The organism is Pseudomonas sp. GD03842 (genome assembly GCF_029841165.1).
Classification (GTDB): Bacteria; Pseudomonadota; Gammaproteobacteria; order Pseudomonadales; family Pseudomonadaceae; genus Aquipseudomonas.
Genome location: NZ_JAOCEA010000010.1, coordinates 154,795 through 175,657, shown reverse-complemented (window position 1 = coordinate 175,657; position 20,863 = coordinate 154,795). Strand labels below are relative to the sequence as shown.

The following is a 20,863-nucleotide window of genomic DNA, read 5'->3' as shown; positions in this document are numbered from 1 at the left end:
TCGGCTTAACGATGTCCGACCCCAGTCATACGAGCCTTCGTCATGTCCGACTACCTGTTGCAAATGAACGGCATCGTCAAAACCTTTGGCGGTGTCAAAGCGCTCAACGGCATTGACCTGAAGGTCAAGCCTGGCGAATGCGTGGGCCTGTGCGGTGAAAACGGTGCGGGCAAGTCCACGTTGATGAAAATCCTTTCGGCGGTCTATCCCCATGGCACCTGGGACGGCGAGATCCTTTGGGACGGCCACCCTCTCAAGGCACAGTCGATCAGTGAAACGGAAGCGGCTGGAATCGTCATCATTCATCAGGAACTGACGCTGGTTCCGGACTTGTCCGTCGCAGAAAACATTTTCATGGGCCATGAACTGACGCTGCCCGGCGGCCGGATGAATTACCCGGCGATGATCCACCGTGCCGAGGCCCTGATGCGCGAATTGAAGGTCCCCGATATGAACGTGTCGCTGCCGGTCTCACAGTACGGCGGCGGCTATCAGCAACTGGTGGAAATCGCCAAGGCGCTGAACAAGAAGGCCCGATTGCTGATCCTCGATGAGCCCTCTTCGGCATTGAGCCGTTCGGAAATCGAGGTGCTGCTGGACATCATCCATGACCTCAAGGCCAAGGGGGTCGCCTGTGTCTACATCTCCCACAAGCTCGATGAGGTGGCCGCCGTGTGCGACACCATTTCCGTCATCCGGGATGGAAAACACATCGCGACCACCGCGATGGCCGACATGAACATCCCCCAGATCATTTCGCAGATGGTCGGGCGAGAAATGAACAACCTCTACCCCACCGAGCCCCACGATGTGGGAGAGGTGATTTTCGAGGCCCGCCACATCACTTGTTACGACGTCGACAATCCTCGGCGCAAGCGCGTCGACGATGTGTCGTTCGCCCTCAAGCGGGGTGAGATTCTCGGGATCGCTGGGCTAGTGGGCGCAGGCCGCACCGAACTGGTCACCGCCCTCTTCGGTGCTTACCCCGGCCGCTACGAGGGCGAGGTCTGGCTAGACGGCCGACCCATCGACACCCGCACGCCGCTCAAATCCATTCGCGCCGGTGTGTGCCTGGTGCCCGAGGACCGCAAGCGCCAAGGCATCATTCCGGATCTGGGGGTCGGCCAGAACATCACCCTGGCGGTACTGGACAGTTACGCAAAGATGACGCGGATCGACGCGGAGGCGGAACTGGGCAGCATCGATCGTGAAATCTCGCGCCTGCAACTCAAGACCGCAAGCCCCTTCCTGCCGATCACCAGCCTGTCCGGAGGCAATCAGCAAAAGGCGGTGTTGGCGAAGATGCTGCTGACCCAGCCTCGGATATTGATTCTCGACGAGCCCACCCGTGGTGTCGATGTCGGTGCCAAATACGAGATCTACAAGCTAATGGGGGCGCTGGCTGCCGCCGGTGTGGCGATCATCATGGTGTCCTCAGAACTGGCCGAGGTGCTCGGGGTGTCCGACCGGGTACTGGTAATCGGGGAAGGTCAGTTGCGGGGCGATTTCGTCAACCATGGACTTACCCAGGAGCAGGTGCTCGCTGCTGCCCTCAGCCAGCCTGGCGGCCATAACAATAATGATCGGAAATCCGCGTAAATGAATCAGGTCAAGCAAGTGTTCACCCGCTACAAAATGCTCGCACTGGTGTTTGCCGTGGTGGTGATCTGGCTGTTTTTCAGTTGGCAAACCGAGGGCGGTTTCCTGACCCCACGCAACCTCTCCAACCTGCTGCGCCAAATGTCGATCACCGGTATCCTCGCTTGCGGCATGGTGCTGGTCATCATCAGCGGCGAGATCGACCTGTCCGTCGGCTCCTTGCTCGGCCTGCTCGGCGGTCTGGCGGCGATTCTCGATGTGGTTTATCACGTGCCACTGCTGGCGAATTTGAGCGTGGTCGCGTTATGCGGGTTGTTGATCGGGCTTGCCAACGGCTATATGGCGGCCTATCTGCGCATCCCCTCCTTCATCGTCGGCCTGGGCGGCATGTTGGCGTTTCGCGGTGTCCTGCTGGGGATCACAGGGGGTACCACCATCGCCCCTGTCTCGCCCGAACTCGTCTACATCGGTCAAGGCTATTTGCCTCACACCACGGGCACTGCGCTGGGGGTGCTGCTGTTTGCCCTGACGCTTTTCCTGACGTGGAAACAGCGGCGCAATCGCGCCCTTCACGGCCTGGCGGCGCATTCGCTCGTGCGCGACATCATTCGCGTGGCCGTGATCGGCGCAGTGCTTGCAGGCTTCGTCCAGACGCTCAACAGCTACGACGGCATTCCCGTGCCGGTCTTGCTGCTGTTGTTCTTACTGGGGGTGTTCAGCTACGTGGCCAGTCAAACCGTGTTCGGACGACGCGTCTATGCGGTGGGCAGCAATATGGAAGCGACGCGCCTGTCCGGCATCAACGTTCAAGCGGTCAAGTTGTGGATCTTCGCGATCATGGGCCTGATGTGCGCGCTGGCCGGGGTGGTCAACACGGCGCGCCTGGCCGCCGGCTCACCTTCGGCCGGCAACATGGGCGAGCTCGACGCCATTGCCGCCTGCTTCATCGGCGGCACCTCGATGCGCGGTGGGTCCGGGACCGTCTACGGTGCCCTCCTTGGCGCGCTGGTCATTACCAGCCTGGACAATGGCATGTCCATGCTCGACGTCGACAGCTACTGGCAGATGATCGTCAAGGGCAGCATTCTGGTGCTGGCCGTGTGGGTGGACGTCAGCACGCGCACAGGACGACGTTGAGAGGAAGCGCCTCGCGTCGGCAACTGCCGAGCAGACGGGGCGAATCTGTCCAGGTCGGGCCTCTGTTGACCGTCGCGGAATGAAGGGCAATGGTCGGTGCCCGCGCAAAGGCTCAACGCCTCATGAGCCGTTGGCACGGTTTCTCTCTCATAAGGTCGAGCCAGGACGTTTTTGGAAAGGTAATCAAGCGTAAGGCTCATTTCTGTGAGCCTTACGCCGTATAAAACTCTCCCAGGTGAGCTTTACGAGTCAGCAATGATGCATGGCTTCGGCTCGTTGCGCCTCTGGGTCGAGACGCCGACCACGTTCAGCGCACCAGCCGCCCCTTTCTCAAGGCATATACTTGGGCCGAAACACCCACGACCAACGTCAGGAAGATAAGGCCTTGCGCATTGATCAACAGCGGCGCATGCAGATCGGTGACCAACGGGTGACCATCGGGAACTCGACGCAGGGTTTCAGAGACGGTGGGCACCATCAAAAAGAAGGCCGTCACGCTTAACAGGATGGTTTCAATGTACACCACGGCGCGGGATTTCCATCCCAGCCGTCCTATGCCATACCCTGCCGCCAGCAGCGCGAGGGTGATGACACCGATGAAGTTGCTGGGTGGTTGCTTGGCCACCAGAAACACCGTCACGGCACCGATCACCATGAACAGCAGGTAAAGCAATCCGGGCGTCGAGCGAGGGACGATGCGCCCATGGCGCACGAACATGTAAGCGGCCAGTGGAATGGCAGGTAGGCTGCCGATGGTATGGACCCAGCCGAGGGGTGAAATTCCGAACATGGTACGCGGTTCCGGTTGATTGGATGAAAGGCATAGTGCATGGGGTGGCAGTCGTGTACGGGGTATCTGGTTCGAACGCGACAACACGCTATGCTTGCAGCCTCAGCTTAGTGAGGGCAGCCTTCGGCGAACATGATGGATTCCATGGAAAATTTGATCATTCATCCGGAAATGCAGCTTGAGGGCTTTGCCCAGGCAGATCTGCTGTCCCAAGTGCTGGCCAAGATCCGCCTCACCGGCGACCACGTCTATTCCCTGACGCTAAATGCTGCCGAGGCGCTGGTGCTGGATGAAAAAAGTGCCCACGTGTGCATGCTGCGCCAAGGCAGGCTGGACGTTCACGACAGGGGTGAACACCAGATGACCTTGCAGCCGGGGGACGTCCTGCTCCTCCCTCACCCGCCCAACGCATTGAGCCTGACGGTGGGCGCTGAACCAGCAGAGGTGGTGGTGTGCCGTTTCTGGTTCGATGCCAGCAGCTTCGAAGCGATGGTCTTCGCCCTGCCCCTGACGATCTTGATCCCCCGCGAAGACGCCGCCGCGTGGTCCGAAGGTATTCTGCACTTCATGCTGCTGGAGGCCGGTAACGTCCACCCAGGCGGAGCGTTGATGGTGTCGCGCCTCATCGACCTGGTGGTCATACGCATTCTGCGGACCTGGGTTCATCAGAAAGCGGCGTCCGGCTGGCTCAAGGCATTGTCGGATCCGAGAATCGCCCAAGCGTTGAAAGCCATCCATGACACGCCCGGCCAACGGTGGAGTATCGAGGCGCTGGCCAAGGTGGCGGGCATGTCTCGCTCCAACTTTTGCGAACGTTTCAACGCCCTGGTGGGGCGACCGCCGTTGCGCTATCAGAACGAATGGCGTCTGTCGCTGGCCAAGAGCATGTTGCTGCAGGGGCACAGCCGCGTCGGAGAAGTCGGATTCGCGATCGGCTATGAGTCCGAAGCGGCGTTCAGCCGGGCCTACAAAGCGTTCTTCGGGTGTTCGCCACGAGACGACAGTGCCCCGGGTGCCGATGACGAGCCCCGCTGACTCAGCGGATGTAGCGACTCGGCAAGGCTTGCCTTGGCCTCAGTGCGAAGAAACGAACAGCGAAGGCGTGCTGGGCTCCGGCAACGCGTAGGTCGCCTTCATCCACGCAATCTCCGCCTGGGGTGTACGTCCAAAAAAGCGCTTGAACTCTCGACTGAATTGCGACGGACTTTCATACCCCACATCGAACGCGGCGGCGGCAGCCGACACATCGTTACGCAGCATGAGCAGCCGCGCCTGGTGGAGCCGAGTCGATTTGAGGTACTGCATGGGGGAAGAGTCCGTCACGTTCCTGAAATGCAGGTGGAAATTGGGCACGCTCATGCTGGCTTCCTGAGCCAGGACTTCCACGTTCAACGGTTCTTGATAGCAGCTATGGATCTTGCGGATGGCGCGTGTCACCTTGCCGAAATGCCCGTGCCGACTCAGCGCCGCGCGCATGGAACCGCCCTGCTCGCCGGCAATGATGCGGTAATAGATTTCACGGACCAGCGAAGGGCCGAGAATCCTCGCCTCGACCGGATGGTTCATGGCCTCGAGGAACCGCAGCGTCGACTCACGCAGCCCTTCGTCCATCGCCGAGGAGTACATGCCCCTCGGCTGCGCGGAGGTGGGGCCAAAGGTTTCGTCGATTTCCAGCAACAACTCACCAGCCAGTTTGAAATCCAGGCGCATGTACACGGCCAGCATCGGCTCCTGTTCGGTGGCGTCGGTTTCCATCGTGAACGGCACCGGCACGGACACCACCAGGCAATGCTGCGCGTCATACAGGTAGACATCGTCGCCCAGGTAACCGCGCTTGCGACCCTGGCACAGAATCACGATGCCGGGCTCATACAGCACCGGCGTTCGATTCAACGGGCGGTTGGAACGCAGGAAACGAACGTCGTCCAGAGCGCTCAGGTTGTAGCCTTCCAGCGGCGCCAGTTGCTCCATAAGCTGGACCATGCGTCGGGTCCGCGCGGCGGCGTCCATGATCAATCCTCTTATTGGCCAAGCTCTATTGGCCAGGCTCGGTGTCTGTCGAGCGGGTCAGCGTTTCCCACTGCTCGATGTCTTTCAAGGCCTGCTGCAGTTTGCCACGCACCAAGTCCAAGGCATCACTGCCCAGCAGTAAATGCGCCGGTGGTTGAGCGCTGGCGATGAGCATCAGCATTACCTGCGCCGCTTTCCTAGGATCGCCCAACTGCTTGCCGCTTTTTTCCTCCCGCGCTTTGCGCACCGGATCGAAGCTGGCGTCGTAATCGGCAATGCTGCGAGGCGTGCGCTGCATCGACCGACCTGCCCAGTCGGTGCGGAAAGAGCCTGGCGCCACAGCGGTGACGAAGATGTTGAACGGCGCCAACTCCTTGCTCAGCGTGTCGGAGATGCCTTCCAGCGCGAACTTGCTGCCGCAATAGTAAGCGATACCGGGCATCGTGATGGTGCCGCCCATGGAGGTGATGTTGATGATGTGGCCCTGGCGTCGCCGACGGAAATACGGCACGAACGCCTTGGTGACCGCAACCGCCCCGAACACATTGACGTCGAACTGGCGACGCATTTCTTCGAGGGAAGACTCCTCGAATATCCCCTCGTGGCCATACCCTGCGTTGTTGACCAGCACGTCCACCGGCCCGTGACGCTCCTCGACTTCAGCGATCACGCCATCGATCCGCTCGAAATCAGTGACGTCCAGAATGACCCCATGGGCCCGTTCCGGTGACAGCGCTTCGAACGCTTGCAGGGCGTCCTTATGGCGGACAGTGCCGATGACCCGGTGCCCGGCCGCCAAGGCCTCGGCGGCCAGCGCTTTGCCAAAGCCGCTGCTGATGCCGGTGATGAACAAGGTTTTAACGTCGCTCATGACAGAATCCTCATGATGGGTGAGGCCTCAGTGTCAATCACTCCGACAGCGCTGCCCATGGGGAATTGTCTGCAAGTCTTGCCTATTCCTATCAGCGACCGTGGGTTGTTGTCTGTCTGCACAGCCTGCTGACAAGTTCCCAGATCAGCGCTTTGGACCTTCGTTCATTCCATCACCACCGACAAGACATAATTCTGTTTATTGACCACCGTTCGAGTCAGGCTTGCATGGCCGTCGCCCACTGCCAGGTTGATCGGCGTGCCTTTGAGGATCGCCTCGTCGAACGCATGGGGGATGGACAGGCCCAGTGCACGCACCGAAAGGCGTTTAGTGGCCTTGATCAGTTCTCGTCGCGCGGCGTCCTCGTCCGACGGCAGGACCACATTCAGCACCAACTTGACGCGACGGGGTATGCCCTCGGCCCCCTCTGCGGAAAACGAGATCGTGTTGCCATCGACCCGATCGGCCTTCACGGGCCTCGCGCCACTGCTGCAACCTTCCTGGCCATCTTTGCGCGCGGTCCATTCATTGGCGCGCAGTTGCGTGTCGTTCAATGCGGTGCACAGTTGCGCCGCTGACTGCGGCCGCAGGTCCGCCAGACATGCCATAGAGCAGCACAGCCCTACAACCCCTGCCATGTATCTCAGCTTCATGACCGCTCTCCCGTTTCGCCCTGATTTTTGTATTCGTTTAAGCGTTTCCGGTGATCGGATGCGTACATCGGGGGGCGGGTTTACCTGCCTGACAGTCCGATGACTTCAACGTCTCGTTAACACCGCACAACACGGCGCAACCTACCTTCTAGTAGGGTCACAGTCAAGCCGGTTGCTTTGACGTCATCACTTCTGCTAACCGCTGAATCCCTTGTAAAAAGCCAGGTCCAGAAGCCTCAACTGTGATTTCGATCGTGGTTGCGGTGATGCCTACCTTCTAGTAGGTTGTAAAAGATTCGGACATTCGGGCGTGTGGATGCCCGCTGTCTCTCCGCTGTACAGCAGTCCTGGCATGCGGCATTCAAGGGAACCGCACACCCGTGCGGCCCCTGGACCGCGAGGCGCTGCCAACCGTTTCGATGAGGGATTCATGAACACACCTGACGTTACCCACCAACTGACGATGTTCCGGCAGACGATCGATAACATTGATGCAGCACTCATTCATATGCTTGCCGAGCGCTTTCACTGCACGGATCAAGTGGGCGTGCTCAAGGCTACGCATCGTCTTCCGCCCGTTGACGATGATCGGGAACGGCGCCAGTACGAGCGGCTGACCGCGCTGGCCGAAGAAGCGGGCCTGGATCCTGGGTTCGTGGAAAAACTGATGGCGTTCGTCATCAGCGAAGTGGTGCAGCGCCATCGCCAGATTGCCACCCAAATGGCAGATAGCGCGCCCTCCCCGCATCGCGAGGCCTGACCTGCTACGTGGGCGTTCGGGGCGAATATCGTCCCTCCCGACCGTCTCGACACGCAGCCCACGGCTTGATGCGCCGGGTGGGCTGCACTGTGTGCAAATCGCTCGACAACTCAACCGCCCATCACTTTCCAAGGGGTTGCTGGAAACATGCGCCGTTTTCAGCCAATCCCATGAAGCATGCGCGACCGCGCGTCTTTCTTAGAGTGGAGAGCAATCATGAACATGAGCCGTTCAAATCGGGCATCAGCCACCGCCCGGCTGGGAAAAATCATTTTCACCGTGACAGGGCTTTGCTGTGTGTTGAGCTTTTCTGGCTGTTTCGACAACGATCACAACCGCGACAAGGCGAAGGATCAATCCAAGCCATCCTTGCAGATGCAACAGCCCGATCAGCCGTCGTCGGAACAGAAGCGCTGATACGGAGCCGCTCATGAGCCAGTCAAGCCGTGACACCTTGCACGACATCGCTGAACTGTTGCGGGCACTGAGAGGCTCGATCCAGATCCTGGAACGTCAGCAACTGGCCGAAACGAAGCAGCTCAGCGGCCACCAGACGGTGGATACCCGACAAAGCCTCATGCTCAGCTTCGAACAGTTGGAGACTGCCATCGGCGACATGGAACAGACGCTGACCACCCTGGCCGAAGCCACGCAAGACGACGGCCTGCCATCTCGCACCGTTGATCCCTGACCGCGGCATCGGAGTGAACTCATCTGCCCCGGATTCGCTCCACCCCACAAGGGCCCTGAGGCCAAGCTAATCAACGTCAAGACGAGGAATGGGACATGGAAAGCGTATTTTCAATCGGTATCTCGATCATCGTGCTGCTGGTCGACCTGTGGGCAATTGCCAGCGTGTGGCGCTCCTCCAAGGCATCTGGCACGAAAATCGGGTGGACGGTATTGATCCTGGTGTTCCCCGTCGTGGGACTGGTCATCTGGGGTATCGCAGGCCCACGTGGTATCGCCGAACCGCCGACTTCCGAAGAGCACAGCAAAGGCTGATCACCCGACGCTCGACCCATAACGGGCTGTCGCCGCTGTCGGCAGCCCCTCTCTTCGGCCCGCAGGTTTACGGTGCCTAGCTTCGCCAAACGGCCCTGTCGGCCTTCGGTTGTCCACTGGTCTCTCTACCCTGCAAAAGCCTGAACCGTTCTCTGCCCACCCGTTTCTACCCCTCATCGCGTCGCATTTTCGCTCCGTGATCACCCCGTCTATTAGAGACGAGAGGACAGACAAATGAACGATTCACGCTTGGTTGCAACCCGATCACATCCCGACCAACAAGCCACACGCCTGCCTGCCACGGAGCGCACCGTCTCCCTGGTGGCGGGCGCTGCCGTGCTGCTCGACGGCCTGCGCCGTGGCGGATTCAGCGGTGCCATGGAGGCCGGGCTTGGCCTGTACGGTGTCGTCAGGGGCGCCTACGGGCACTGCCCGGTCAAATCAGCCCTCGCACCCACGCCCTATGAGGAGGCGTTCGACCGCGACCATGGCTGGCCCCATAGCAACGCCGTCACCCGCAGCATCACCATCGGCAAACCCTTGAACGAGGTGGTGGCCTTTATTCGAGATCCGCACAATGTCGCACCGCTGGTGTCCTGGATCGACCACGTCGAGGCGCTGGGCGACAAGCGTTGGGTGTGGACCGCTCACGCGCCCCGCGGCCGGAAAATCCATTGGACGCTGACACTCGTCGAGGAGCAGTCCGATCTGCTGCGATGGAGCACAGGCGCCGGGGCGCGTTGGGAACATGATGTATCGGTGTATTTCAAAGAGGCTCCCGCCGATCGCGGCACCGAGGTGAAGGTGATCATCGTCGGCAAGCCGCTGCTCGGGAAACTCGGCCATGCGATCGTCGCGGCGTTGTCGTTGTTCACCGAAAAAGCGCTTTTGAATCTGCTGCATGGCATCAAGCAACAGTTGGAGACCGGTGAGGTCAGTACCCATGACATGCGCCCCGAACCAGGGGGCGATGGCTTCTACATGCCCTCATCCGCCGGTGAGCCTTCTAGAAGCGGTCACAACGAGCCATCCGGCGAAGAAGATACGGTCAAGACCGGTGTCGCCGTTCAGCAAGGAGGTGTGTGATGCGTGCATTGACCTGGCAAGGCCCGAACCATCTGCAAGTCGATAACGTACCGGATCCGACGATCCTCAACCCTCGCGATGCGATCATCAAAGTCACCCTGTCCTCCGTCTGCGGGTCGGACCTGCATTTGCTCGGTGGCTACGTGCCGGCGATGAAGCCGGGCGACATCATTGGTCACGAGTTCCTCGGCGAGGTGGTGGAAGTCGGCGCGGGTGTCACCGGTTTCAAGAAAGGCGACCGCGTGATCACCATTTCCATCATCGGCTGCGGCCATTGCGAGCATTGCCGCCGCAGCGACTTTTCCTGTTGCGACAACTCCAACCCCAACCCCAGCGCCACCGACATCGCATACGGGCAGCCGTGCTGCGGCATCATCGGCTACAGCCACGCGTTCGGGGGCTATGCCGGAAGCCACGCTACCTATATCCGCGTGCCATTCGCCGACACCAACCTGTTCGTGGTGCCGGACGGCGTCACTGATCATCAAGCCGTGTTCGTCTCCGATGCCGCTCCCACTGGCTACTTCGCCGCTGACAATGCGGACATCCAGCCTGGCGACACGGTAGCGGTGTGGGGCTGTGGCGGCGTCGGCCAGATGGCGATTCGCAGCGCGTACCTGCTAGGCGCCGAACGGGTCATCGCCATCGACCGTTTCCAGAGCCGTCTGCGCTTGGCGGAAAACCCCGGCGGTGCGATACCCATCAACTACGAGACCACCAATGTCCATGAGGCCTTACTGGAGCTGACCGGCGGGCGCGGTCCTGACCGCTGCATCGACTGCGTGGGTATGGAGGCCCACGGCACCGAGCTCGATTACGCCTACGATAAAGCCAAGCAGATGCTGCGGCTTCATACCGAACGCGGGACGGTGCTGCGACAGGCGATCCGCGCCTGCCGCAAAGGCGGGACGGTGTCAGTGGTCGGAGTCTATGGCGGCGTGCTAGACAAATTCCCCATGGGCGCCATCGTCAATAAGGCATTGACTCTGCGGTCGGGCCAGCAACCTGGCCAGCGCTATGCGCAACGCCTGTTCGAACACATCCAAAACGGCGAGCTGAATCCGGCCTACCTGCTGACCCATCCGATGAAGCTCGAAGACGCCGTGGAAGGCTACGCGCTGTTCAAACACAAGAAGGAAGAATGCCTGCGGGCGGTATTCCAGCCGTAAGGGAGACCCATCGATGACCCGGGCATTGGACGAGTACAACCGCAAACGTGACTTCGTCGCCACGCCGGAACCCTCCGGCGTGCACACCGCGGACGCACGCTCGAAGAAGAACGCCGAGGCGCATGCGCTTCAGTTCTGTATCCAGAAACACGACGCCACCCGACTGCACTATGACTTTCGTCTGGAGCTGGAAGGGACGCTGAAAAGCTGGGCAGTGCCCAAGGGTCCATCGCTGGATCCGCAGACCAAGCGGCTAGCGGTGCATGTCGAAGATCACCCGCTCGATTACGCCTCGTTCGAGGGGCACATTCCCGAGGGCCATTACGGCGCCGGTGATGTGATCGTCTGGGATCGCGGGGTCTGGAGGCCACTCGGCGATCCGCTCGCGGGTTATGCGAAAGGCAGACTCAAATTCGAACTGCAGGGCGAGAAGCTCAACGGCATCTGGAACCTGGTGAGGACCCACATGCCCGGCAAACAGGAACAGTGGTTCCTGATCAAGCACCAAGATGAATTCGCCCGTCCCGAAGCCCAATACGACGTGGTTAAGGCGTTACCTGACAGCGTGCTCAGTGACCGAACGCTGGTGCCCCGAAAGCGCGGTGGCAAGGCGGCGCGGCCGAAACCCGTCGACAAGGTGCCGGCACCCCGCAAGCCACTAAAGAGCACGGCCCTCAGCCATGTCCGACCCGCCGCGTTGCCTGACACCCTAAAGCCGGAACTGGCGACCTTGGTAGAGTCCGCTCCCGCCGGTGACTGGCGTTACGAAATCAAGTTCGACGGTTACCGGATCATGGCCCGGGTGGAAGACGGCGCTGTGCAGTTGTTCACTCGCAACGGCCACGACTGGACCGACAAAATGCCACGCCAGGCCGAAGCGATTGCCGCGCTCGGCCTGGCGTCCGCCTGGCTCGACGGTGAGATGGTGGTGGCCAACGAAGACGGCGTGCCGGACTTTCAGGCGCTGCAAAATGCATTCGAGGCCGGCCGCAGCGGCAACATTGTCTACTACCTCTTCGACCTCCCGTTTCTAAATGGGATGGACCTGCGCGAGACGCCCTTGGAACAGCGTCGCGCGGCCCTGGCGCAAGTCCTGGAGGCCCGTGAGGACGACGTTCTCAGGTTCTCCGAAGACTTCGGTGAAACCCCGGATGCTCTGCTCAACAGCGCGTGCCAGATGAAAATGGAAGGTCTGATCGGCAAACGGGTCGGCAGTCCCTACGTTTCTCGGCGTAGCGACGATTGGATCAAGCTCAAATGCAAACGGCGCCAGGAATTCGTGGTCGTCGGGTACACGGAGCCCAAAGGCACCCGAAACGCGTTCGGTGCCCTGCTCCTGGGGCTGCATGACAGCGAAAGCGGCGAACTGAGGTACGCCGGAAAGGTGGGCACCGGCTTCAATCACGCGACCCTCAAAACGATTCATGACCAGTTGAGGCCGCTGGAAGTGCGCAATGCGGCCGTTGTAAATCCGCCCACCGGGTTCGAGGCCAAAGGCGTTCACTGGCTCGAACCGACCCTGCTGGCCGAAGTGGCCTTTGCCCAGATCACCCAGGAGGGTTCAGTTCGCCACGCGGTGTTCCAAGGCTTACGTAACGACAAACCCGCACGCGGTATCACCGAGGAACGCCCGGTCCCCGACGCCACGAAGCGCAAGCCGACAGCGAGGCGCAGGACCCACACCGAACCCTCGATGTCGGATTTCGAAGACAAGGCGGGCCCACGCACCTCCGGCAAGATTCGCCTCACCCATCCGGATCGAGTGATCGACCCCGCGAGCGGTGCGACCAAGCGCGAACTCGCCGACTACTACATCCGGGTGGCTGACTGGATTCTCCCGCAATTGCAGGCGCGGCCCGTTGCGCTGGTGCGCGCACCCGAAGGCATTACCGGGGAGCTGTTTTTCCAGAAGAACGCCGAGCGCCTGGGAATACCCGGTATCGAGACGATGGGCAAGGAACACACCGGGCATCCGGTGATGCTGATCAACCACCTCGAAGCGCTGATCGGTGCGGTGCAGATGAGCGCGGTCGAATTGCACACCTGGAACGCCGTGAGGGCGGACCTGCAGCGGCCCGACCGTTTCGTCCTGGACCTCGACCCGGATCCAGCCTTGCCGTGGAAAGCGATGGTCGAAGCCACGCAACTGACCCTGGCGGTACTCGACGAACTGGGTTTGCAGAGCTTCCTCAAAACCAGTGGCGGCAAAGGCATTCACATCGTCGTTCCACTGACCCCGAAAGCGGAATGGGATGCGGTGAAATCGTTCAGCCACGCCATCGTCAAGCACATGGCGGCGTTGCTCCCCGACCGCTTTTCAGCGGTATCCGGGCCCAAGAACAGGGTCGGTCGGATCTTCATCGACTACCTGCGCAATGGGCTTGGTGCCACGACCATCAGCGCTTACTCGGTGCGCACGCGCGAAGGCTTGTCGGTCTCCGTGCCGATCCATCGCGAAGAGGTCAGCGAAATCAAAGGCGCCAATCTCTGGAATATCCGCAACGTGCATGAACGCCTTGCCCAGCAGGATAAAGATCCCTGGGCGGACATGGCGCAGACCCGCCAGACCATCACTGCTGAGATGCGTCGGCGCGTGGGCCTTAAATGAGCGCCTGCCGGGCACGGCCTCGTTCAGCGGTCGGCCAGCGGTCGGACCTTGCCGCTGAACACCCGAAAGCCGAAAGTGTTGTAAAGCAGCGTCAATGGCATCAGCACCGCGAAACCCACGAGCATGAACCGCTGGCTGGCGGGGCTCGAAGCGGCATCGGTCAGCGTCAGCACTGGCGGTACGATGAACGGGTAAAGCGTCAACACCATCAACAAGAAGGCCCCTGCGAAAACGGCCAAGGCAAAGCACAGCGGTGCGAAAGCGCGGCGGCGGTGCAGGGCAAGGAAGAATCCTGTGTAGAGGATGCCTGTCGCCCCCACCGCCCCCGCCAGCAGTCCGTGGTGGCTCAATCGCTCCTCATACAAGGGGTTCAGGCTGGCCGTCCAGAGCAGCAGCGCTGCCAAGAGAAGCAAGGTGACCAGCGCCAGCCAAGCCATCACCGTTCTCGCGCGCTGCTGCAATGACCCCACACAACGCCAGTTCAGCCAACACGCACCTAACCATCCATAACCGAGGACCAGCACGGCACCGCTGTACAGGCTGAACGCATTGAACCACTCCCAGCCGGTCCCGCTGAACTGCCCCCCTTGGGTCGGCACCCCAACCACCAGCGTACCCAGGACCACGCCCTGACAGGCTGCGGCCAGCACCGAAGCAACCATATGCAACGCATCGACGCTTCGCTTGGCCTGTGGGTGACTCACCTCATCGCGAAACTCCAGGGCCATGGCCCGCACGATCAACGCCGTGAACATCACGATAAAGGGCAAGTACAGCGCCGGCACCAGAATCGCGTACGCCTTGGGGAACAGCGCCAGCAGCCCCCCGCCGCCCAAGACCAGCCAGGTTTCATTGGCGTCCCAGATTGGCAGGATGGACAGCGCCATGGCACGCCGTTCGGTGCCATCCCGAGTCAGGCCCAGCCAGATACCGGTGCCCAGGTCGGTGCCGTCGAGCAGCACATAGCTGAGCACCGAGAACCCCAGCGCCGCTGCCGACAGCCAGATCAGCCAGTCAGGCGCTTCCATTCGCACACCTCATGAAGCACCGATCTCCTGGGGTAAGGTCGGCTGGGGGCCTTGCTCGTCTGCCCGTACGGGGCGGCTCAGTGTGCGCAGCAAGACGCCCAGTCCGATGCCGAAGACGACAAGGTAAAACGCCACTATCCACAGGGTCGATCCCACCACATGGCTGCCAGCGACCGCCGACACGCTGTCCGCCGTGCGCAACACGCCATAAATCGTGAAAGGTTGGCGACCGACCTCGGTCACCACCCAGCCACTGAGCAATGCCACGAAACCGGTCGGGGCCATCAACACGCAACAACGATGCAACCAACGGGCGCGATACAAACGTCCTCGCCAGCGCAGCACCAGGCTGGCGACGCCCAGGCCTACCATCAGCACGCCCAAGCCCACCATTAGACGAAACGCCCAGAAGACCACCGGTACGGGCGGAATGTCCGAAGGAGGAAATTCATCGAGGGCACGGATCGTGCCGCTGAAATCATGACGCAGATACAACGAGCCGATACGAGGGATCGCCACCTCATAGTGATTTCGCCGCTCGCCCATGTCCGGGATCGCGAACAGGCGCAGCGGCTCGCCCTCCCCCGGTGCCGGGCGCGTCCACGAGCCCTCCATCGCCGCCACTTTCTGCGGTTGCACGGTCAGGGTGTGCTCGCCGTGTAGGTCACCGACGATCACCTGCAACGGCGCCAGTATCGCCACCGCCCACAGCGCCATGGAGAAAGGCAACCGCGCGCGCATATCCTCAGCATTGCGCAACAGGTGCCATGCGGCCACGCCCGCCACCAACAGGGCCGTAGCCAGAAACGTCGCCAGCATCATGTGAGTGAAGCGGTACGGAAAGGAGGGGTTGAAAACGATGGCCCACCAGTCCGCAGCGACAAAGCGGCCGTCGGGGGCAATGGCGTAGCCAGCGGGCGTGTGCATCCAGGAATTGGCGGCGAGAATCCAGAACGCACTGATCACCGAGCCCAGTGCCACCGCACAGGTGGAAAACAGGTGCAGCCCCGGCCCGACCTTTTTCATGCCGAACAGCATGATGCCGAGAAAGCCGGCCTCCAGGAAAAATGCAGCCATGACCTCGTAGAACATCATCGGCCCGAGGATTTCACCCGCCTGAGTCGCCAACCGTGACCAATTCAATCCGAACTGATATTCGATGATGAGCCCTGACGCCGTTCCGATGGCGACATTCAGGGCGAACACCTTGGACCAATAGCGATACAAATCCAGGTACAGGCGCTGCCCGCCCCACCGCCAACCTAACTCCAGCGCCATCAGAAAGTTGGCCAGCCCGATGCTGAAAGCCGCCAACACGATGTGGAAGCCGATCGTCAGTGCAAACTGCCCACGGGCGGCCAGGAGGGCCGAGTCAGCGAGTTCCACGACCCACCCTCAGACGACCTGATCCGTTTCGGGCACGGCACGTTCGCGCGCCTGCGCATCCGGTTCAGCCCGTAACAGCCGGATCGGCACCGACTTGGCGGCGGGCACTTTGCTGCGCTCGGCGTGATGGGCCAGCGGGATAAGCGCATTGCACTCTGGGTAATAGGCCCCCGCGCACCCTGTCGGGATGTCATAGGCGATGATCTGAAACGGACCGGCTTCGCGGCGCACGTCGGTGTCGATCGCGGTGACCAGCCGCACCCACTCTCCGGGTGCGAAACCCAGGCGCACGATGTCGTTACGGTTGAGGAACACCACGCTGCGAGTGCCCTTGACGCCTCGAAAACGGTCCTCATAGCCATAGACCGTGGTGTTGAACTGGTCGTTGCTGCGCAACGTCATCAATTGGATGACATCGCGGTCCGCCTCGCTAGCGCTGACATCGTCGTCTTCGTCCAGCCCTTTGGGGGTAATGAACAGGGCCTTGCCCGACGGCGTTGCCCATTGCCGCTGCGCCGCGCCCAGAGGCCGATGAAACCCGCCCTGCTCCCACATGCGCGTCTCGAAGTCGTGGAAGATGTCCGGGTAGACATCGCTGATCGCCTGACGAATCAGCGCATAGTCGTTGCGCCAATGCAGCCACGGGACGCGCACGCGATCTCCGAGCGTGGCTTCGGCCAGTTCAGTGATGATCGCCGTTTCCGATTTCAACTGTTCGCTGGCCGGCTCGGCACTGCCGCGCCAGGCGCGAATGCATCCGGTGCTGTCTTCGGTGGTATAAACCTGCTCCACCCCCAATTGCCGATCGACCTCGATGCGCCCCAGGCACGGCAACAGCCAGGCTTGTTGGCCTGGGAACAGATGCGTGCGGTTGAGCTTGGTGGCGATCTCCACATTGAGCGTGAGAGCCTCCCACGCTGGCTCCATCCGCGACGTATCCGGCACCGCGCGCAGAAAGTTGCCGCCCAGGCCGATGAACGCCTTCACGCGACCGCTGAGCACGCCCTCGCAGACGTCGACGGTGGCCAGCCCTTTGTGCGCAGGCACCTTGAAGCCAAACAGCGACTCGATCTTGTCGCCAGGCACCTTGGCGGGATCTTCAGTGATACCCACCGTCCTCTGACCCTGCACGTTGGAGTGGCCGCGCACAGGGCAAATGCCCGCCCCGGGCTTGCCGATGTTGCCGCGCAACAACAGCAGGTTGACCAGCATCTGGACGTTTTCCACGCCGTGCCGATGCTGGGTCATGCCCATGCCGTAAACGATCATCACCCGCTCACTGCGGGCGTAGACGGTGGCCGCGGCTTCCATCGCATTACGGCTGAGCCCGGAGCGGCGCTCAAGTTCAGGCCAGGCAGACTGGTTGACCCGATTCATGAACTCACCGAAGCCGTCCGTGTGCTCGGCGATGAAACCATGATCGATGACCGCGGGCGCGTCCGTTTGTCGGGCGTGTTCGTCCATGGCCAGCAGTGCTTTGGCGATGCCCATGACTGCGGCGGTATCGCCGCCGATCGCGACTTGATGGTACTGCGTGCTGATGACGGTGGACGCAGGGCCGAGCATCTCGGTCGGGGATTGCGGGTTGACGAAGCGTTCCAGCCCGCGCTCGCGAATGGGGTTGAAGGTGATGATCGGAACCCTGCGCTTGCGCGCTTCCTGCAAGGGATGCAGCATGCGCGGGCTGTTGCTGCCCACGTTCTGCCCGAAGAAAAACAGGCAATCGGTGTGCTCGAAATCGGCCAGCGTCACGGTGCCCACCGGCACGCCAATGCTTTCCTGCAGACCGACCGACGTGCTCTCGTGGCACATGTTCGAACTGTCGGGCAGGTTGTTGGTGCCATAGGCCCGAGCGAACAATTGGTAGACGAACGAGGTTTCCAGCGACGCACGCCCTGAGGCGTAGAACACCACCTCGTCCGGAACCAGACGGGTCAATTGCGCGCCAATCGCTTCCAGCGCGTCTTGCCAGGGCGTCTCCACATAACGGTCCGTTGCAGGGTCGTAACGCAGCGGGTGCGTCAGCCGGCCGTGGTGCTCGAGGGCGTAGTCGGACCAGGTGCGCAATTCGGACAGGGTATATCGCTGAAAGAACCCGGGGTCGGTTCGTCGCGATGTGAGCTCCCAAGCCGTCGCCTTGGCGCCGTTTTCGCAAAACTCCAACGCATGGGGGTCACCCGGTTTGGCCCAGGCGCAACTCACACAAGCGAAGCCCTTGGGCTTGTTTTGCTTCAGAAGTGCCTGCGTTGCAGGCACCAAGGCCTGCTCCCGCCACAGGATGTTCATTACCGAACGGGCCGACCCCCACCCGCCTGCCGCCGATTTGTAAGGTCGATAATGTGCCGTTCGGTGAATCAGGTCCATGTGCCGCGCCCCTCGATCTCGTTAGTTGTTTCTAAACGTTACGAAACGAGCCAGAGGAAAAGGTTCGCTGATTCAGCTCGGCGGAGGCACCTCGCGCGGCCTTGTCGCCTCCCTTATGCGGGTTTCCACACCACCTGCTCGATACCGAGCCGTTCAGCCTTGGGCTTCGACACCTTGGGCACCTTGTCGTAGCGGTACTTGGGAATGTCCGCCATGCCAGCGTCCACGGCAGCCCAGTGCCAGGCTTCAGCGTTATCCATCCTGGGGGCACAGAGGTAAAACCATGCCGACTTTCCATGGAAGAGGTAATCGATTCGGTAGTGCTGCGTCGGTTGCATTGAATTGACTTCCCAAGGCTTCGATATCCGTTGGCGCTCCACACGCCTGATACCTGGAACAATAGAACGGAACGGCGATTCCCCCGCGGGGCGATCGCCTCGCGAACAACACCGAAACGGCCAGCAAGTGTTTTAATGACTGCGCTGATTAATGGGCTGTTCGTTGTTTCATACAGTTAACGGACGGGCGGCGTATTCCTGATTGTTTTTAAACATCTGCCCTTTGATAAGCGGCGGACACCACTCGTTGAAATGGCTGCCTCATAAGACGCCATTCAAATGAATAGCAATGTTCATAGCGATACAGCGGCACTGCAGGCCAGTGCACTCGCAGGGAATGATCAGAAAAAAGCGAGACGGTGCCCGAAGTTCATTAAGGGGCAAAGAGCCATATACCGGCGGAATGATGCTAATTATCACTCGACAACTGAAGTACTTTATTGATCGTTCCGAGAAGTTCGTTGATCGAGTAAGGCTTGTTCAACATCGGATATTTGCTGAGCGCGTCCTCGCTCACCGCTTGACTGTAGCCACTGGTCAAAATCAACGGTTTGCCGGGCCAGCGCAGTGCGAGCAGCTCCCCCAGCTCAAGTCCTCCCATGCCCGGCATCACTACATCCGACAGGACAAGATCGATGTCCTGGGCTGCCGAGTCCAGAAGCGCTAGGGCTTCGGCAGCGTTAGAAGCAAGGTGTGCCCCAAAACCCAGGTCCTTGAGCAGGCAGACGGTAAACTCGCCGACCTCTGGATTATCCTCTACGACCAGTATCTGTCGCTTGGTTGCCGGCGTGGCGTGTCTCGCGAACTGCAGAGGCATTGAACGGGGCGCTTTCGCCGAAGGCAGCGAAACCGTGAACGTGGCCCCCTCGCCGACCCGGCTGTCGACGCTCACCTCGCCGCCCGACTGCCGTGCGAAACCGATCACCTGCGACAGCCCCAGCCCCGTGCCTTTGCCGGTTTCTTTAGTGGTAAAGAAGGGCTCGAAGATACGTTTGAGATCATCCGGCTCAATACCGCGTCCTTCGTCAGCGACGCAAATGAGGACCCGCGCAGCTGGGCTCCCAGCACCGCCGCAGTCCTGGGAGGCGACCGTGACGGTGATGGTCCCCTCTTCCTGCATCGCATCCCGGGCATTGATCACCAGATTGAGCAATGCGGTCTCGAACTGATTCAGATCAGCTTCCACAAAACAAGGCTCGGGTGGGTGGATCGTCTCAATCGTCACCTGTTCACCGACGACGGTTCGAAGCATTTCGACGAGATGCTCGACCCGCTGAGCCACGGAGAATACTTCCGGCTTGAGGGCCTGCTTCCTGGCGTATCGCAACAACTGCCCCGTCAACCGAGCCGCGCGGTCCGCTGTGTCGAGAATGCCGGTGAGGTACTGTTTTTGCCGGTCATCGGACAGACCGGCGCGCCCCAACAGCTCGGCCGAGTTGCGGATGATCGTCAGCAGGTTATTGAAATCGTGGGCCACCCCGCCGGTCAATTGACCGAGCGCCTCCAGCTTCTGCATTTGCCGAAGCTGCGCCTCGGCCGCCATCAGATCGCGGGAGCCGGCCTGGACTTGCACTTCAAGCCGGGAATTGAAGCGCCGCAGTTGTTCCTCGGCACTATGGCGCGCCCGCACATCGCTGGACGCCCCGAACCACTCGATGATCTCCCCCCCTTGATTGAAGATCGGTACAGCGCGTGTCAAGGCCCAACCCACCTCATCGTTCGGAAGGCGGATCCGATGCTCGAGTTCGAACACCGTACGTCGAGCGATCGCCTGGTCAATGGCGGCAAGCACATAGCCGTGGTCGTCCTGAAACAGGTAAGTGTCCAGCCAAGAGCGGTCTGGCTGGCCGACCGCTTCCAGCCGTTCCCCTCCTGTCAATTCGCGCATGACCTGCCAATCGGGGCTCATGCGAAATACCGTGGTACTGCTCGCTGCGACCAAGGCTCGAAACCTGAGCTCACTGTCTTCGACAGTACTGCCGGCGTCCCCAAGGCGAATCGAAGTGCTGCTGACAGCATGTTTCGATTGATTCAGCGTCATCGGGCATTATCCGTTTTA

General features: G+C 60.9%; 19 protein-coding genes. 10 read left to right on the top strand and 9 right to left on the bottom strand.

Going from position 1 to position 20,863, the window contains the following annotated elements:
* The first annotated feature begins 42 nt into the window (after window positions 1–42).
* Window positions 43–1,599 carry a D-xylose ABC transporter ATP-binding protein gene (xylG, locus tag N5D61_RS15990; RefSeq protein ID WP_279893498.1) on the top strand — a complete coding sequence of 519 codons (1,557 nt, stop codon included), beginning with the start codon at window positions 43–45 and terminating at the stop codon, window positions 1,597–1,599.
* The gene (locus tag N5D61_RS15985; protein WP_108240218.1) at window positions 1,600–2,736 is read left to right on the top strand and encodes a sugar ABC transporter permease; all 1,137 of its coding nucleotides are present in this window, start codon (window positions 1,600–1,602) and stop codon (window positions 2,734–2,736) included. It begins immediately after the preceding gene.
* 307 nt (window positions 2,737–3,043) lie between these two features.
* Here the strand turns inward: N5D61_RS15985 and N5D61_RS15980 are convergent, their stop codons facing one another.
* Window positions 3,044–3,526, bottom strand: a complete 483-nt coding sequence (locus N5D61_RS15980) for a hypothetical protein (protein WP_279893497.1) — start codon at window positions 3,524–3,526, stop codon at window positions 3,044–3,046.
* 144 nt (window positions 3,527–3,670) lie between these two features.
* On the opposite strand from N5D61_RS15980, the gene N5D61_RS15975 reads away from it, so the two are divergent.
* Complete coding sequence (locus N5D61_RS15975; RefSeq protein ID WP_279893496.1) at window positions 3,671–4,561, top strand: AraC family transcriptional regulator; 891 nt, start codon at window positions 3,671–3,673, stop codon at window positions 4,559–4,561.
* A 39-nt stretch (window positions 4,562–4,600) separates the two neighbouring features.
* On the opposite strand, the gene N5D61_RS15970 is transcribed toward N5D61_RS15975, so the two are convergent.
* The 3 genes from N5D61_RS15970 to N5D61_RS15960 all read right to left on the bottom strand — a co-directional run bounded on the left by N5D61_RS15970 (window position 4,601) and on the right by N5D61_RS15960 (window position 7,060).
* Window positions 4,601–5,536, bottom strand: a complete 936-nt coding sequence (locus N5D61_RS15970; protein WP_279893495.1) for an AraC family transcriptional regulator — start codon at window positions 5,534–5,536, stop codon at window positions 4,601–4,603.
* A gap of 25 nt (window positions 5,537–5,561) precedes the next feature.
* Window positions 5,562–6,407: an oxidoreductase gene (locus N5D61_RS15965; RefSeq protein WP_279893494.1), complete on the bottom strand. Its 846-nt coding sequence runs from the start codon at window positions 6,405–6,407 to the stop codon at window positions 5,562–5,564.
* 164 nt (window positions 6,408–6,571) lie between these two features.
* Complete coding sequence (locus tag N5D61_RS15960; RefSeq protein WP_279893493.1) at window positions 6,572–7,060, bottom strand: DUF6030 family protein; 489 nt, start codon at window positions 7,058–7,060, stop codon at window positions 6,572–6,574.
* A 430-nt stretch (window positions 7,061–7,490) separates the two neighbouring features.
* Here N5D61_RS15960 and N5D61_RS15955 point away from each other — a divergent pair, with 430 nt between their 5' ends.
* The 7 genes from N5D61_RS15955 to ligD all read left to right on the top strand — a co-directional run bounded on the left by N5D61_RS15955 (window position 7,491) and on the right by ligD (window position 13,688).
* On the top strand, window positions 7,491–7,820 hold the full coding sequence (locus N5D61_RS15955) for a chorismate mutase (protein ID WP_279893492.1): 330 nt from the start codon (window positions 7,491–7,493) through the stop codon (window positions 7,818–7,820).
* 222 nt (window positions 7,821–8,042) lie between these two features.
* Window positions 8,043–8,237, top strand: a complete 195-nt coding sequence (locus tag N5D61_RS15950) for a hypothetical protein (RefSeq protein ID WP_146749644.1) — start codon at window positions 8,043–8,045, stop codon at window positions 8,235–8,237.
* 13 nt (window positions 8,238–8,250) lie between these two features.
* Window positions 8,251–8,511, top strand: coding sequence for a hypothetical protein (locus N5D61_RS15945; protein ID WP_279893491.1), 261 nt, complete (start codon window positions 8,251–8,253; stop codon window positions 8,509–8,511).
* Between the two features lie 95 nt (window positions 8,512–8,606).
* Window positions 8,607–8,825, top strand: a complete 219-nt coding sequence (locus N5D61_RS15940; protein WP_279893490.1) for a PLD nuclease N-terminal domain-containing protein — start codon at window positions 8,607–8,609, stop codon at window positions 8,823–8,825.
* Between the two features lie 234 nt (window positions 8,826–9,059).
* Window positions 9,060–9,911 carry an SRPBCC family protein gene (locus N5D61_RS15935; protein ID WP_279893489.1) on the top strand — a complete coding sequence of 284 codons (852 nt, stop codon included), beginning with the start codon at window positions 9,060–9,062 and terminating at the stop codon, window positions 9,909–9,911.
* A complete protein-coding gene (locus N5D61_RS15930) occupies window positions 9,911–11,080 on the top strand; it encodes a glutathione-dependent formaldehyde dehydrogenase (protein WP_279893488.1) in 1,170 nt (389 codons plus the stop codon). The genes N5D61_RS15935 and N5D61_RS15930 overlap by 1 nt, the downstream gene beginning before the upstream one ends.
* A gap of 13 nt (window positions 11,081–11,093) precedes the next feature.
* Window positions 11,094–13,688, top strand: coding sequence for a DNA ligase D (gene ligD, locus N5D61_RS15925; protein ID WP_279893487.1), 2,595 nt, complete (start codon window positions 11,094–11,096; stop codon window positions 13,686–13,688).
* Between the two features lie 23 nt (window positions 13,689–13,711).
* On the opposite strand, the gene cydB is transcribed toward ligD, so the two are convergent.
* From cydB to N5D61_RS15900, 5 genes are all read right to left on the bottom strand, one after another.
* Window positions 13,712–14,716 carry a cytochrome d ubiquinol oxidase subunit II gene (gene cydB, locus N5D61_RS15920; RefSeq protein ID WP_279893486.1) on the bottom strand — a complete coding sequence of 335 codons (1,005 nt, stop codon included), beginning with the start codon at window positions 14,714–14,716 and terminating at the stop codon, window positions 13,712–13,714.
* A gap of 9 nt (window positions 14,717–14,725) precedes the next feature.
* Window positions 14,726–16,102 carry a cytochrome ubiquinol oxidase subunit I gene (locus N5D61_RS15915; RefSeq protein ID WP_279893485.1) on the bottom strand — a complete coding sequence of 459 codons (1,377 nt, stop codon included), beginning with the start codon at window positions 16,100–16,102 and terminating at the stop codon, window positions 14,726–14,728.
* 9 nt (window positions 16,103–16,111) lie between these two features.
* Window positions 16,112–18,466, bottom strand: coding sequence for an FdhF/YdeP family oxidoreductase (locus tag N5D61_RS15910; protein ID WP_279893484.1), 2,355 nt, complete (start codon window positions 18,464–18,466; stop codon window positions 16,112–16,114).
* A gap of 113 nt (window positions 18,467–18,579) precedes the next feature.
* Window positions 18,580–18,804, bottom strand: coding sequence for a DUF6555 family protein (locus N5D61_RS15905; protein ID WP_108240207.1), 225 nt, complete (start codon window positions 18,802–18,804; stop codon window positions 18,580–18,582).
* A 409-nt stretch (window positions 18,805–19,213) separates the two neighbouring features.
* Entirely contained in the window at window positions 19,214–20,845 is a 1,632-nt protein-coding gene (locus N5D61_RS15900) for an ATP-binding protein (RefSeq protein WP_279893483.1), read from the bottom strand.
* Window positions 20,846–20,863: the final 18 nt, after the last annotated feature.